Consider the following 13,870-nt stretch of genomic DNA (forward strand, 5'->3'; position numbering starts at 1 on the left):
TCCCAAAAAATACTATGCTTAACCCACAAAAAACTGCATACCAACACATTATAAATTTGCAACGAGAAATAACATTGCCGCCCAATGGGTTATCCAATCACAGAAAAGAAAACCCAAACAACAGGCGGCAGATAAAATCAGTCTTCAAGCCCCGGCCTCTTTGCTAGAAACAGTATCGCATTAGTCTGATCCTGATGGGCAGCAGCCATATAGAAGTACCCACTATCAAAGTAAACAATTCCCGATAGCGTCTCATTCGGCATGATACAAGGGTCGGCACCAAAGGTGATTTCGGCATTATAGACATTGCCACTGCCGCGCTCATAAATAACGCCTGAAACCTCACATCCATTTAAAGACGCCCCAGCAAAAGCGCCAGTGCTTTCAACCGAGATACTAGCACTCGCCCACCCATCAACGATGTAAGCGGTACCTTCAAACTCCCCCTCCATATCACCAATAAAAGGGCTACGCTCGTAGGCAGTATCGTAAGAAGCGCTGAAAGCCACACTGTTCCCGCCCACATAGTCAATCTCACCGACCAGTGATGCCTCCTCTGATATGACCGCAGAAACACTTCCCGAAAAAACCTCGTTAGCTTCGAAAGCGTAATCTTTTATACTTGTAGCACTGAATTCATCACCGTTTACCGTCGTATAACCATGAATAAAACCCGGCATGATCGGAACATTCTCACCCCATTCATCTTCCGGATCAAAATATAAGATATACATCTGGCCATCATCCAACACCAAGCCATTGATAGACATGCCGGTATCGGTTTCACCAATCCACAAACCCTCGGCATTCTGATCAGCTACAGGATCTGGCTGCGAGGGCGTGGGGCCATTACCTTGACCACCAGCGCTGCCACCATCTCCATTGCTTCCATCATCACCTCCGCCACTGCAGGCCCCGAGGTGAAGCGCCATTAAACCTACGAATACAAACTGAAGAACTCCCTTTGAAATCAAAACCGCCTCCTTGTTTTGATGCAATCACACAAAATAAACAGAAAATAGCTCTGCGCCACATTTGCATAGATAGAAATTTTTTAAAGCAGGCATTTTTACCAGAAACAGCATCAACCATACAGACTAAATTCTCTACGGGTCGCAGTAATGAAATGTTATCCGTAATAAATCGACCACCAAATCACAGAATTGACGCGCATTTATTCTTATTGAGTTTCTCCCGTAAAATACAAGGTGGCATCGTCTGCTGGGAAAGAATCAGGGAAGTATTGACACCTGCATGCGCGAGAAGCTATCAAATCTATCTTGACAATCAATAAGATTAATGTCAGCTGCCGATTTATGCGTATCAGGCTGTGAGCGTGGCGGAAGGATCGTAGGGCGACCTAAAATCAGATAATGTTAAATCCAGGATCATAATTTTACTCTGACCCACTCTTTACGGATAAACGAAGTTAAAGAGGTGGAAAAACTTAATTTATATCCCGAAAACAGTTGATCACCATTTATTATTCATACTTCCCGGAATGCAAAACAGGCTGTAAATCTTGAACTAAAATAAAAAACAAGAAGGTGGCGTTATGGAAAAAATACTAAGAACTCTTGAGCACTTATCCTACATCATCGAATGCGCATCGGTAGACTTCATGGGCGAAGCCAAGACTGAACTGCAACGGCTCTGTGAAGATCTAGAAAACGATTCAGAATATTTTTTCGCAGAGAAAGAGGCCGTCTCGGCTGAGCTACGAGATGCACTTTCAAAATATAAAAACCACAATTACAAAGCAGGAACCAGCAAACTTGCAAGCACTAACCGAAAGCTTTGGCGGCTAGTAATTCCATAAGTTCAAAACAGGAAACCCAATCGCCATCAACAAAAATTTCCGAACGCGGTCTCAGATTTTCTGGCTGTAACTGTGGTTCCCCCAGACACCCCCCCCTCCAGAGAAACCTCGCACCGTTCTCCAGCGGGGTTCAAGCGGGTTTCGAGTCCAGTCCGCAGGATGATGATGATTCGCGGGCTTCGCCCGCTCACCCCTTCGGGGTCGCCCGTGCGGGCGCTCTGCGGCCCCATAAGGCGGGGCCTTGTGAACCGGGGCTTTACCTCCATCCCGTTCACTTCGGTCAAATACGAAAAAGGCCACATCCTCGCGGATGTGGCCTTTTTCGTATTTGGTGGAGCTAAGCGGGATCGAACCGCTGACCTCAACACTGCCAGTGTTGCGCTCTCCCAGCTGAGCTATAGCCCCAAAGTTTGCTTTCGAAGTGGGTTTCCCCTGAAAGCGAGGCGCATTTTAACAGTGCGCCGCCCGCTGTCAACAGAAAAAATAACTTTTTAATCAATCAGTTACGACCGGCCCGTCGGCTTGCGCTGTGGGCGGGGAGAGGCCCCGCCCTGCGGGCGTCAGGCGAGGCTGGCGTACTCCTTGTCCCAGCGCTTCAGCACTTTCTTGCCGGCACCTCCCAGCACCTCCACCGCGTGGCGCAGGCGGGCGCGGCTCAGGTCGGGGCCGAGCAGTACCATGGCATCCATCACCGAGAAGGAGGCGGTGGTGCCGCTAATGGCCACGAATAGCGGCGCGTTGAAGTCCTTGAGCTTGATGTCCATGGCGGTGGCCAGGGCTTTCACGGTCTGGAAGATGTTATCGCGGTCCCAGGTGCGCAGCGCTTCCAGGCGCCACAGGGCGAACTGCAGCAGTTTCTTCTGCTCTTCCAGTTCCAGCTTGTTGTCGGCGAAGCTGGCTTCGGTCAACGGCAGCTGGCCGGCGGCGAGGAAGCTCACCAGCGGCGCGAAGTCGGCAAAGGTTTCCATACGCTCGCGGGCGTGCGGCAGTACCTTGAGGAGGTTTTCGCGGTTGAACATCCACTGGGTGAGCCGGTCCGCCAGCTGCTCATTTTCCAGCTCGCGAATCCACAGGCCGTTCAGCCAGGACAGTTTCTCCACGTCGAATACCGGGCCACCGAGGGAGACGCGGTGGATGTCGAAGTGCTCGAGCATCTGGTCGAGGGTGAACTTTTCGCTCTCGTCCGGCATGGACCAGCCCATGCGGCCGAGGTAGTTCAGCAGGGCCTCGGGCATAAAGCCGGCGCGCTGGTAATAGAGGATGGAAGTGGGGTTCTTGCGCTTTGACAGCTTGGTCTTGTCCGGGTTGCGCAACAGCGGCAGGTGGCACAGCACCGGCATCTGCCAGCCGAAGTATTCATACAGCAGCTTGTGCTTGGGCGCGGAGTTGATCCACTCCTCGCCGCGCAGTACGTGGGTGATTTCCATCAGGTGGTCGTCCACCACGTTGGCGAGGTGGTAGGTGGGCATGCCGTCGGACTTGAGCAGGATCTGGGCATCGACCTGCGCCCAATCGATCTCGATGGTGCCGCGCAGCAGGTCTTCCACCACACAGGTGCCGCTTTCCGGCACGTTCATGCGCACCACATAGGGCTCGCCCGCGGCTCTGCGCTTTTCCACTTCCGCTTCCGGCAATGCCAGGTCACTTGGCTTCAGGGCGGTGCGACCGGCCTCGCGCAGTGCTTCGCGCAGCTGCTCCAGCTCGTCGGCGGTGCGGTAGCAGTGGAAGGCGTGCCCCCGCTCCACCAGCTGCTCGCAGTATTTGCGGTAGATGTCGCCGCGCTCGCTCTGGCGATAGGGGCCGTGTGGGCCCTCCACGTCCGGCCCCTCATCCCAGTCCAGCCCCAGCCAGCGCAGGCTGTCGAGAATCGCCTTTTCGGATTCCGGAGTGCTGCGCTGCTGGTCGGTATCCTCGATCCGCAGCACAAACTGGCCGCCCTGAGCGCGGGCGAAGCACATATTGAAAAGGGCGATATAGGCGGTGCCGACGTGGGGATCACCAGTCGGGGACGGGGCAATGCGGGTTCTTACGGTCATAGCAAACCTGATTGGGGGGTGGATTGGTGTCAAGTTTAGGCGCGGCATTATAAGGGTGCCGCCAGCCCGGAGCACAGCCCCGGGTTTCGCGGCCTCACTGGCGCGCCTGCACAACACCGCCACAGTGGCTGTGCGCTGAACCCAAGTCGGGGGCGGAGCGAGAATACGCTGGATTGCCGGGCACGGGGGTGAAAGCGTTTTTTACTCCCCCGGCGCCTTGCAAGCACGCTTGCAGCGACTATTTTTCCTGTATGGCCGCGCCCACGGCTCAGACCGCTCCGGGCATGCATGCGGGCTCCAGCGAGAATCCAGCAGGAAAATCCAGTTTGTTGCGATGAGCGCCGGCGCGGGCACTGCGTGCGCTCCGACAGCACAAAACGGAAAGCACAATAACGCCCGCAGAATGGATCGAGTCCATGCTCATAGCGCATCGTGGCGACACCAGTCGCCAGCCGGAAAACACCATCGCCGCTTTCGAGGACGCCCACAGCTTGGGCGCCTGCGCCATCCAGGCCCAGGTGCAGTTCAGCGCCGAGGGCACGCCCTGGTGTTTCGCCCCGCCCAACCTGCGCCTGCCCGGCACCCGCAGGGCCAAACCCCTGCACCGGATCAGTGACCGCGATCTGCGCCAGCTGCCCCTCAACACGCTTGCCCAACTGCTCGACTGGGCCGGCCGCCACCGGCACCTGGACTGGTTTATCGAACTGCAGGACAAGACCCTGCAAAGTGTCGGCACCGAACAGGCCGTTGAAGCCGTAGCCCGGCGGCTGCTGCACCAGCGCGATTCCTTTGCCGTGATGACTCGCGACTGCCGCAGCCTGCGCCTGGCCCGCAGTATTGGCTGTCATCAGGTGGCCCTGAAACTGGACAGCGTTGCCAAGTGCCTGACCATCGATGTGCTCACCCTGGCACCGGATTACCTGCTGATCCGCGACCGCAATGTCGATTGTGACGAACTTCCCCCCGGACCCTGGCAATGGGTGGTATATGAGGTCAATTCCGCCGAGGAGGCGATTGCGTGGCGCGCCCGCGGCGCCCATCATATCCTGACCGGCAACCTGCCCCTACTGATGCGCTCCCGGGAAGCCAGCGATGTCTATGGATTTTGATGTTCTGGTGGTCGGCGCCGGCATTCAGGGTGCCGGTGCGGCGGAGGCCCTGGCCGAGGCGGGCTACCGTGTAGCGATTCTCGAGCAGCAGGGCATTGCCGCGGCGACCTCCTGCCGTTCCTCCAAGCTGATTCACGGCGGCCTGCGCTATCTGGAAAGCGGCCAGTTTCAGCTGGTGCGCGAGTGCCTGCACGAGCGTCGCTGGCTACTGGCCAACAAGCCACAGCTGGTGCGCATGGTGCCTTTTTATATCCCCGTCTACCGCCACAGCCGCCGCTCACCCTGGACGGTGCGCCTGGGATTGACACTGTATGCCCTGCTGGCGGGTATCACCCGCTCCGACTCGCGCTTTCGCGCCATCCCCCGCCGCGAGTGGGACAAACTCTCCGGGCTCAATACCGAAGACCTGCTGGCGGTCTACCGCTACTACGATGCTCAGACCGATGACGCGGCACTGACGCGCAACGTGACCGAGGCTGCCGTTGCCAAGGGGGCAACACTGATTTGCCCAGGCAGCCTGGTAGGCGCCGAGCTGGCCAAACAGGGAATGCTCGTGGACTATGTGGCCGAGGGCCAGCTGAATACACTGCGCGCCCGCGTGCTGGTCAACTGCAGCGGCCCCTGGGTCAACGATACCAACGAGCGCTGTTCGCCACAGGCAGCAGTGCCGCCGCTCGATCTGGTCGCGGGCACCCATATCGAGCTGCCCCTCACCCTTGGCGACCGAATCTTTTATGTCGAGGCGGCGGATGGTCGAGCGGTGTTTGTCATGCCCTGGAAAGGCCGCACACTGGTGGGCACCACCGAGCGCAGTTACCGCGGCGACCCGCGCCATGTGGCGCCGACGCTGGCGGAAGAGCAATACCTGCTGCAGACGGTGCAGCGTTACTTTCCGCAGACGCGGCAACTGCTTGCCAAGGACATCTGCGACAGCTGGGCCGGCCTGCGGGTGCTGCCACAGTCAAAAGGCACGCCTTTCTCGCGCCCCCGCGACACCATGCTCTGCTGCGATGACCCCAAACATCCGCGCGTAGTCGCCGTTGCCGGCGGTAAACTGACCAGCTACCGGGCCACGGCGCGCAAGATCGTCAAGGCTTTGCGCCCCACCCTGGACACAGTGGAGCGCGACTTACCGGAAGAGCCCGCCAGTACCAGCGCCAGCAGCCGCTCGGAAAAGGAAAACCACTGACAGCGCCGGTTACGGGCAGCACGGCCAATCCCCTATAATGCGCGGACAATTCCTGACGTTCCCAACACACCGTTTGTATGCCCGATTCCCCAGCCGCTCCCGCGCCCTCTCCCAGCTCCGCAGAACAAAGCGGGGGCAATTCCAGCAACCCTACTCCCATCACCGCCAAATACGGTGCGGGCGAGCACAGCACCGCCCCGCAAAGTGTCAGCCACCGCTTCTGCACCGCACCGCTGATGGACTGGAGTGACCGCCACTGCCGCTACTTCTGGCGCCTGCTGACCCGGCGCGCCACCCTGTATACAGAGATGGTCACCACCGGCGCACTGCTGTTCGGTGACCGGCAGCGACACCTGGATTTCAGCCCGCAAGAACAGCCGGCGGCTCTGCAACTGGGGGGCAGCAATCCCCAGGAGCTGGCCCAGTGCGCGCAGCTGGCGCAGCAGTGGGGCTACAGCGAGGTAAACCTGAACTGCGGCTGCCCCAGCGACCGCGTGCAGTCCGGGCGCTTTGGCGCCTGCCTGATGGCGGAACCGGCCCTGGTGGCGGACTGCCTGGCCGCCATGCGCGCAGCGGTTTCCATTCCCGTCACCGTGAAACACCGTATCGGCATCGACGATATGGAGGATTACGCCGGACTGACCGCATTTGTGGAGGCGCAGGCGGCGGTGGGCATTGAGACGTTTATCGTGCACGCGCGCAAGGCCTGGCTGAACGGACTCAGCCCGAAGGAAAACCGGGAGATTCCACCGCTCAAGTACGACATGGTCTACCAGCTGAAACGGGACTTCCCGCAGCTGGAAATTGTGCTCAATGGCGGCATTAATACCATCGAGGAGTGCGAGCAACATTTGCAGCAACTGGATGGTGTTATGCTGGGGCGGGCCGCCTACCAGAACCCGGCCATGCTGGCGGAGGTGGACAGCCGCCTCTTTGGCGACGCGCCCGGCCCCACCCCGGTGGAAGTGGTTGAGCAGATGCTGCCCTATATCGAGCGGGAGATGCAAAACGGCCAGCGCCTGAATTACATCAGCCGGCATATGCTGGGTCTTTTTCAGGGAGTGCCGGGGGCGAGACGCTTCCGCCGCCACCTGAGCGAAAATGCCCACAGGCCCGACGCGGGCCCGGAAGTAATGCGCGAGGCCCTGGCGCTCGTTACCCAGGCTGCCTGACAGCCGGCCAAAGGAAGGCCAAAATTTGTTCGGAAGTCACAACAAAATAAATGTAAATCTAAGGACGTGAGATGAATAAACTTGAGCAATTGCGCCAGCGCAGCCTGGTAGTGGCGGACACCGGTGATATCGAGGCGATCCGCCGCTACCGCCCCCACGACGCCACCACCAACCCCTCACTCCTGTACAAGGCCGCCCAGCTGCCCCAATACCAGTCCCATTTGCTGGAAGCCCTGGCCTGGGCCGAGCGCCACGGCGGCGACCGCAGCCGCCTGGCGGCCATGAAACTGGCCGTGGCCATCGGCACCGAGATTCTGGATATCGTCCCCGGTGTGGTTTCCACCGAAGTGGATGCGCGCCTCTCCTTTGATACCCGCGCGACGGTGGAGTACGCCCGCCAGCTGATCCAATTGTATGAACAGGCGGGCATTGGGCGCGAGCGGGTGCTGATCAAGATCGCCTCCACCTGGGAAGGCATTAGCGCCGCCGCCCTGCTGGAGCGGGAGGGTATACACTGCAATCTGACACTGCTGTTCAGCTTCTCTCAGGCGCTGGCCTGCGCCGAGGCGGGGGTTACCCTGATCTCGCCATTTGTCGGGCGCATCCTCGACTGGCACAAGGCAAAGAGCGGTGTGGACTTCACCGCGGAAGATGATCCCGGCGTGGCCTCGGTACGCAGTATCTTCGAGTACTACAAGTCGTGCGACTACGACACCGTGGTGATGGGTGCGAGCTTCCGCAACACTGGCGAGATCGAGGCCCTGGCCGGCTGCGACCGCCTCACCATCAGCCCGCAGCTGCTGCAGGCCCTGGAAGAGGACAGCGGCACGCTGGCCAGCGGCCTGCCCGAGCAGGTCGCGCCACAGGCCCGCCCGCGCCAGGCACTGAGCGAGGCGGAGTTCCGCTACCAGCTGAATGCCGATGCCATGGCCACCGAAAAGCTGGCCGAGGGCATCCGCAATTTTGTCCACGACCAGGAACAACTGGAACAACTGCTCCTGCAACAGGCGAAGGAGCACGAGGCGAGCGATGTTGCGACAAATTCGTAAACTGTTCGAGCAAATCGGCAATAGCGAAGATATTGAAAAGCACGATGCCAGTGACATTCGCATGATAAGCGCCGCGCTGCTGGCCGAGGTCGCCACGGTGGACCAGAAACTGGATGCGCGCGAACGCGAAACCCTGGTGTCGCTTTTGCAGCAGCATTACCGGCTCGAAGCCAGCGCTGCCCGTGAACTGGTGGACGAAGCCCTGGAGCAGCGCGACAACGCCACCTCGCTGTACGAATTCACCCAGACGGTGAACCAGGAGTTCGACGAGAACGACAAATACCTGCTGGTACGGCAGATGTGGCAGGTAGCCCTTGCGGACGGACAGATCGAACCCTTCGAGGAACACCTGATCCGCCGCGTGGCGGACCTGATTTATCTGCCCCACGGGCTCTTCACCCGGGCGCGGGCAGAGGCCCGGGAGATGGGCAAGCTCAATTAGGGGACGACCGGAAAGAGGATAACGGGCAATACGCGCGGTGATCGCGGGCCGGGGGCACTGGTAAATTCAATATTGAATGGGAACAGGAAGCTGCCGGGGTGTATCCCGCTCAAAACCAGATCCGGCTCTTAAAAGGAAGTCGAAAGTCAGGCATTGGGACGCAGAGTGGTGTCGCCACTATCTGCTTCGACGAGGGTTTTAACGGCTTGAACAGCCTTAGCGGCGCTCTGGTAACTGGAATCTGGAATCTTAACGGAATCGTTAAAGTGTCATTAAGGTGTCGCTGAGAAATCTTCCGGGATTGCTCAGGGTCTCTGCTTGGAATCGCTGTCAGTGTACCCGGGTGACGGGGCTGTCGAAGGGGGCGCATTCCCGTTCCAGCGTATGCACCAGATCGCGGAAGGTCTCCGCATTGTGCTCGTTCATGCTCATCAGCACACGGTGCGCTTCCAGCACTTTTTCCCGTGCCGCGCACTCATCCGGCGTCTTGCACTGCAGGGGTTTGGGTTCGGCGGCGTAGTCCCGCTGCTCGTCACTCACTTCGATCAGAGCGTCGAAGCCCATGGCATCGAGAAGATGGGTAATGCCCTCATCGGTGGTCAACACCAGCGGTTTTTCACAGCCCCGGTCCAGTGCGTGAATGGCGATCTTGGCCATCAGCCCCAGCGTGGTACTGTCGATGCCTTGCGCACCGTGCAGATCGAACACCACATCCTTGAAGTCATCCTGTTCAAACATACTGTCGATAAAATTATCGAAAGAGGTGCACAGGTTGAGCCGCACATCGCCTACCAGTTTGATGACATATATACCCTGGTGGGCGCCGACCATTATTTGCCCGGACTGCATAATAACCTCTGGCGCCTCCGCCGTGCCGCGCGCTGCGATCACTACAGAAGTGCGAAAGTTCACGTTGGTGTCAGTGCGGCGCCTCAGCTAGATCACAGATCACAGCGCTAGCCCGAAGGATTCCACACTTTTGATTACGAATCGCTCGGAGCTTACTCCCGCCGCCCTGGCGAGACAAGCATTTCCCCGACCTGTTGCAGACCAGCCAGTCAGCTCCGTTTAGCTCTGGCGCAGGGTGAGGATGGTCACATCGTCCGGCAGGGCTTCCGATGTATCCAGATGCAGCGCCGAGCACAGGCTGTCCAGATCACCGCGGCTGTTATCGATCGCACTCAACAGCTGCGCTTCCCGTTCCAGCAGGTCGCCATTGAAAAGTTCCAGCACCCCGTCGGAACAGGCCACCAGGCTCCAGCTTGGCGGCAGGGAGGCTTCCAGCACCTGCCAGTTGCCGGTCTCAAACAGCCCCAGCGGGCGCCCCTTGCCCGGCAGCCACTCGGCGCCATGATCGGTCACCAGCGCCGGCGTCGGCATCTGGCCCGCCACCGCGTAATGCAGCTTGCGGGCGCAGCTGTCCAGCGCCCCCACAAACATGGTGGCGTGCTTGTCCAGGCGGGTAGCCAGAAGCTCGTTATTGATGGTCTGCAGGATTTCCAGCAGGTCATCGTGCAATGCGTCCAGGTGGGTAAACAGCGGCTTCTCACGCAGCAGGTGCATGATGCTGTGCTTGATCAGTGCCGTAACCAGGGCCGAGGACACACCGTGGCCGGAAACGTCGACAAGATAGAAGGCGACAAAACGCTCGCCGAACAGGCCGTAGTCTACAAAGTCGCCACTGAGAAAAAGTGAGGGGACGAGGCGGTAAGCCGCTTCAATGCCGGCTGGGTACTGGTATGGGGTTCTCGGCAGCAGGTGCTGCTGGAGCAACCGGCCCGCCTCCTGATCCCGCTGCAACACCTCGATATTATCCCGCAGCTCGCGGTTGCGCCGCTCCAGCGTCTCGCGGTACTCGCGGTTTTCCTGCGCCAGGGTTTCCGCTTCGGTTATGCGGGAAATGGCATGGGCGATCACCGCATAGTCTTCGATGGGCTTGAGCAGATAGTCACTGGCACCCAGACGCAATGCCTGAACCACATCGCTGACTTCGCTGTTGGATGCCAGCACCACCACCGGCGTATCCGGGCTGGAGAGCTTGATTTTGCGCAGCACCTCAAGGCCGCCCATATCCGGCAGGTGCAGGTCGGTGACCACCAGCTGGAACAACCCCGGGGCGAACTTGCCGATACCCTCGATGCCGCTCTGCGCCAGGGTGACCCTGAAGCCGAGGCCAATCAATGACCCCATGACAAAATCCCGGGACTGCTGATCAGCCTCGATCAACAGCAGTGACTGGCGCTCGCGCACAGGTCAGGCCAACTCGGTCATTATTGTGTACTCAGAAGGCAAAGGGATCGGTCTCGCTCTCGGCGCCGGTCTCTGTGGCGCTATCACCGCCAGCGCCACCCTCGGCGGTATCCTCATGGGAGGAGGCGCCATCCTTGATCAGGAACTCGCGGCGCTGCAGGTAGGCATCGCGCAGCAGAACATAGCGATCGCCCTGCAGCAGGGATTCCGTGCTGAGGTAGCTGGCCCGGGTCTGTACCATATCGCCAAAGAGAAAGGAGAGCTGGGTGCGCTCGTGATCTACGTACGCCATGGGGTTGGTATAGAAATCCACCCAGCCGCCGGGCACATCCCTGACGGTGTAAGGCCCCAATAATGGCAGCACAACATAGGGGCCCGCCGGCACGCCCCAGACCGCCAGGGTCTGGCCGAAGTCCTCACCATCGTTAGGGTCCAGCCCCCAGTGCTGCGCGACATCAAACAGACCCGCCACGCCAACCGTGCTGTTGATCAGAAAGCGACCCGCGTCATTGCCGGCCTGCCGCCACTTCCACTGCAGCACGCTGTTCAGGGAATTGGTGATTTCCCCCAGGTTGCCGTAGAAGTTGCTGAAACCGGACTGCATGAAAATCGGTGTCACCTCACGGTAGGTGACTGAGACGGGCTTGAGGAACCAGCGATCGGCGGCGTCATTGAAGCGAAATACCGCGCGGTTTACCCCCTCCCAGGGGTCCTGGCTTGCGGAGTCCTGGGCGCCGCCGAATTCCGCCGCGGGATCGAAACCGTATTCGTCCTCAAGCGAAGAACCAGCGGCGGAACCGGCTGGGTTATCAGCCGCTGCCGGGGCGGCTGTTCCAGCTGCGCCGCTGGCAGCCTGGGCGTTATCTCCAGCGTCCGGGCCTTCGCCAGCAGACGCAGCGGGCTGCTGCTCGGGAGTAACGTCGGTAAAGGGATCATCCTGTCCCTGCGAAGTGAAAGGTAGCGCCAGCAACGCCAAAAGCGTCAGTGAAGGCAACCTGTGTGTGCATCCCAGCAAAAGCCTGCTCCTATCCTAACCAGACATGAAAGTGACAGATTTTACCGCCCGGGAGGAACCTGAACCACCCTTGGCAGCATAGCAGCCGGCCAGTTTTAGCGGCTGTCATCGACTTTTTTCGATTAAATGCGACTCACCTTAGCCCAGCGATGATACCGGCCCGCAGAAACTTCTCGAGGATGTCACGCCCGAACGACACCAGCACATCGGGCTGCGGGTGCTTCATCTCCCCAGCCAAAGTTTCCAGCAAATCGCGCCCGCACAGCTCGCCGGCTTCCGCCAGTTGCAGCAGCCGCGCGGTCACCGCGTTGGCTTCCATAAAGCCCACTTTCTGTCCCCTGTCGCGGTACACCAGCAGGAAGGTTGCTGCCTGCGGGGGCTGCTCGGGCTGAAAGTTGGGGCCAATAAGGTGCACCGGGTAGCGATAACTGAGATTCCAAACCAGCGGCGACACCACCGGCACCCGCGCCAGCACATCCCCCTGCGGCTGCAGGTTCGCGGGAACTTCCGCATCGCTGACATCCAGCGCCAGCTCCACCCATTCATAGTGAGCCAGCTCCAGCAGAAACGGCGGATCACAGGGGCGCGGCTGATGCTCGTTTTGCAGGTAGTGGAGAAATTCCTCGCTGATTTGCAGAAAATATGGACTGCGGGAGGCGTGAAGATGGACAAAGCTCCGCACTAACTGATGCCAGTCAGCCTCACTGTAGAGCTTGCGCAATACCGGGAAGCCGCTGGCAATAAACGATTCAATATTGTTGTAAATCAGCTGCCGGTAAATGGCGAGCCGCCGATCCTCCACACCCGGCGGCGCCGGGTGCCGGCTGGGGTCGCGCAGGTGTGCCGCAAAGTCCCGCTGCAGCCGTTGAAACCCGCCCTCGCGCTCACCAGCTCCACCCTCGCCCGGCCCCGCCGGGCCGCTATTAGCGGTCTCGCGCATAGGACACCTCTCTGGGGGCAAGCTGTTTTACATGCTTCTGAATGTCGCGAATGCGCCCCACCTCCTCAAGCAATTCCGGCATGGGTGGCAGATTGAAATCCCGTTCGAGCAGTGTGGGAATGGGGCCATAGCATTTATACGCCTCCCCGAGCAGCTGCCACACCGGATCGATCACCGGCGCACCGTGGGTGTCCACCTTGAGATCTTCCGCCTCGTCGTAATGGCCGGCCACATGGGCGTAAGCGATTCGGTGCCCGGGCAGCCCGCGCAGGAATTCCAGCGGATCATACCCGTGGTTGATGCCGTTAACGTAGATATTGTTGACGTCCAGCAGCAGCGCACAATCCGCCTCGTTAAGCACCGCATTGATAAACTCCAGCTCACTCATCTCACAGCCTGGCGCGGCGTAATAGGAGACATTCTCCATCGCAATACGCTGGCCCAGGGCGTCCTGGACCCGCTGGATGCGCTCCGCCACATAGCGAACCGCCTCCTCGGTAAACGGAATCGGCAGCAGGTCGTACAGGTGGCCGTGGTCGGAGCAGTAACTCAGGTGCTCGCTGTAACAGCGGATGCCGTGCTCACGCATAAACGCCTTAATAGAACGCACGAGATCCATATCCAGGGGGGATGGCGAGCCGATGGAAAGGGAGAGGCCGTGAATCACAAACGGAAATCGCTCCGTCTGTTCGCGCAGCCAGCGCCCAAAGCGGCCACCGACACCGATCCAGTTTTCCGGTGCCACCTCCAGAAAATCGACCGCGGCCGGCGCAATTTCTTCGCGCATCATGGCGCGGCGCAGGCCGAGGCCGGCTCCCTGCACAGGGTAGGCCATGGGGGCGCTGTTGG

General features: G+C 59.6%; 13 protein-coding genes and 1 tRNA gene. 6 read left to right on the forward strand and 8 right to left on the reverse strand.

The features are described from left to right. Positions 1 to 137: 137 nt before the first annotated feature. Positions 138 to 974 carry a hypothetical protein gene (locus ABEA58_RS03035; protein ID WP_345548717.1) on the reverse strand — a complete coding sequence of 279 codons (837 nt, stop codon included), beginning with the start codon at positions 972 to 974 and terminating at the stop codon, positions 138 to 140. Positions 975 to 1,555: 581 nt separating this feature from the next. On the opposite strand from ABEA58_RS03035, the gene ABEA58_RS03040 reads away from it, so the two are divergent. After that, positions 1,556 to 1,819, forward strand: a complete 264-nt coding sequence (locus ABEA58_RS03040; protein ID WP_345548719.1) for a hypothetical protein — start codon at positions 1,556 to 1,558, stop codon at positions 1,817 to 1,819. A gap of 329 nt (positions 1,820 to 2,148) precedes the next feature. Here the strand turns inward: ABEA58_RS03040 and ABEA58_RS03045 are convergent. Further along, a tRNA-Ala gene (locus ABEA58_RS03045) sits at positions 2,149 to 2,224 on the reverse strand. Between the two features lie 155 nt (positions 2,225 to 2,379). Further along, the gene (gltX, locus tag ABEA58_RS03050; RefSeq protein ID WP_345548721.1) at positions 2,380 to 3,855 is read right to left on the reverse strand and encodes a glutamate--tRNA ligase; all 1,476 of its coding nucleotides are present in this window, start codon (positions 3,853 to 3,855) and stop codon (positions 2,380 to 2,382) included. Between the two features lie 416 nt (positions 3,856 to 4,271). Here gltX and ABEA58_RS03055 point away from each other — a divergent pair, with 416 nt between their 5' ends. From ABEA58_RS03055 to ABEA58_RS03075, 5 genes are all read left to right on the forward strand, one after another. Beyond that, a complete protein-coding gene (locus ABEA58_RS03055) occupies positions 4,272 to 4,964 on the forward strand; it encodes a glycerophosphodiester phosphodiesterase family protein (protein ID WP_345548723.1) in 693 nt (230 codons plus the stop codon). Further along, positions 4,948 to 6,153: a glycerol-3-phosphate dehydrogenase/oxidase gene (locus ABEA58_RS03060; protein ID WP_345548724.1), complete on the forward strand. Its 1,206-nt coding sequence runs from the start codon at positions 4,948 to 4,950 to the stop codon at positions 6,151 to 6,153. The genes ABEA58_RS03055 and ABEA58_RS03060 overlap by 17 nt, the downstream gene beginning before the upstream one ends. A gap of 236 nt (positions 6,154 to 6,389) precedes the next feature. Next, a complete protein-coding gene (dusA, locus tag ABEA58_RS03065) occupies positions 6,390 to 7,325 on the forward strand; it encodes a tRNA dihydrouridine(20/20a) synthase DusA (RefSeq protein ID WP_425563509.1) in 936 nt (311 codons plus the stop codon). Positions 7,326 to 7,396: 71 nt separating this feature from the next. Further along, positions 7,397 to 8,374, forward strand: a complete 978-nt coding sequence (gene tal / locus ABEA58_RS03070) for a transaldolase (protein WP_345548728.1) — start codon at positions 7,397 to 7,399, stop codon at positions 8,372 to 8,374. Further along, positions 8,355 to 8,816 (forward strand): tellurite resistance TerB family protein, encoded by a 462-nt coding sequence (locus ABEA58_RS03075; RefSeq protein ID WP_345548730.1) that lies wholly within the window; start codon positions 8,355 to 8,357, stop codon positions 8,814 to 8,816. Before tal ends, ABEA58_RS03075 begins: the two co-directional genes overlap by 20 nt. A 330-nt stretch (positions 8,817 to 9,146) precedes the next feature. On the opposite strand, the gene ABEA58_RS03080 is transcribed toward ABEA58_RS03075, so the two are convergent. From ABEA58_RS03080 to ABEA58_RS03100, 5 genes are all read right to left on the reverse strand, one after another. Next, complete coding sequence (locus ABEA58_RS03080; protein ID WP_345548732.1) at positions 9,147 to 9,665, reverse strand: STAS domain-containing protein; 519 nt, start codon at positions 9,663 to 9,665, stop codon at positions 9,147 to 9,149. Between the two features lie 219 nt (positions 9,666 to 9,884). Further along, positions 9,885 to 11,066 (reverse strand): PP2C family protein-serine/threonine phosphatase, encoded by a 1,182-nt coding sequence (locus ABEA58_RS03085; protein ID WP_345548734.1) that lies wholly within the window; start codon positions 11,064 to 11,066, stop codon positions 9,885 to 9,887. A gap of 31 nt (positions 11,067 to 11,097) precedes the next feature. Beyond that, on the reverse strand, positions 11,098 to 12,081 hold the full coding sequence (locus tag ABEA58_RS03090; RefSeq protein ID WP_345548736.1) for an MlaA family lipoprotein: 984 nt from the start codon (positions 12,079 to 12,081) through the stop codon (positions 11,098 to 11,100). A 133-nt stretch (positions 12,082 to 12,214) separates the two neighbouring features. Next, complete coding sequence (locus ABEA58_RS03095; RefSeq protein WP_345548738.1) at positions 12,215 to 13,021, reverse strand: HvfC family RiPP maturation protein; 807 nt, start codon at positions 13,019 to 13,021, stop codon at positions 12,215 to 12,217. Further along, the gene (locus ABEA58_RS03100) at positions 13,005 to 13,856 is read right to left on the reverse strand and encodes an HvfB family MNIO-type RiPP peptide maturase (RefSeq protein WP_345548819.1); all 852 of its coding nucleotides are present in this window, start codon (positions 13,854 to 13,856) and stop codon (positions 13,005 to 13,007) included. The genes ABEA58_RS03095 and ABEA58_RS03100 overlap by 17 nt, the downstream gene beginning before the upstream one ends. Positions 13,857 to 13,870 lie beyond the last annotated feature (14 nt).

The organism is Microbulbifer aestuariivivens (genome assembly GCF_039545115.1).
Lineage (GTDB): Bacteria > Pseudomonadota > Gammaproteobacteria > Pseudomonadales > Cellvibrionaceae > Microbulbifer > Microbulbifer aestuariivivens.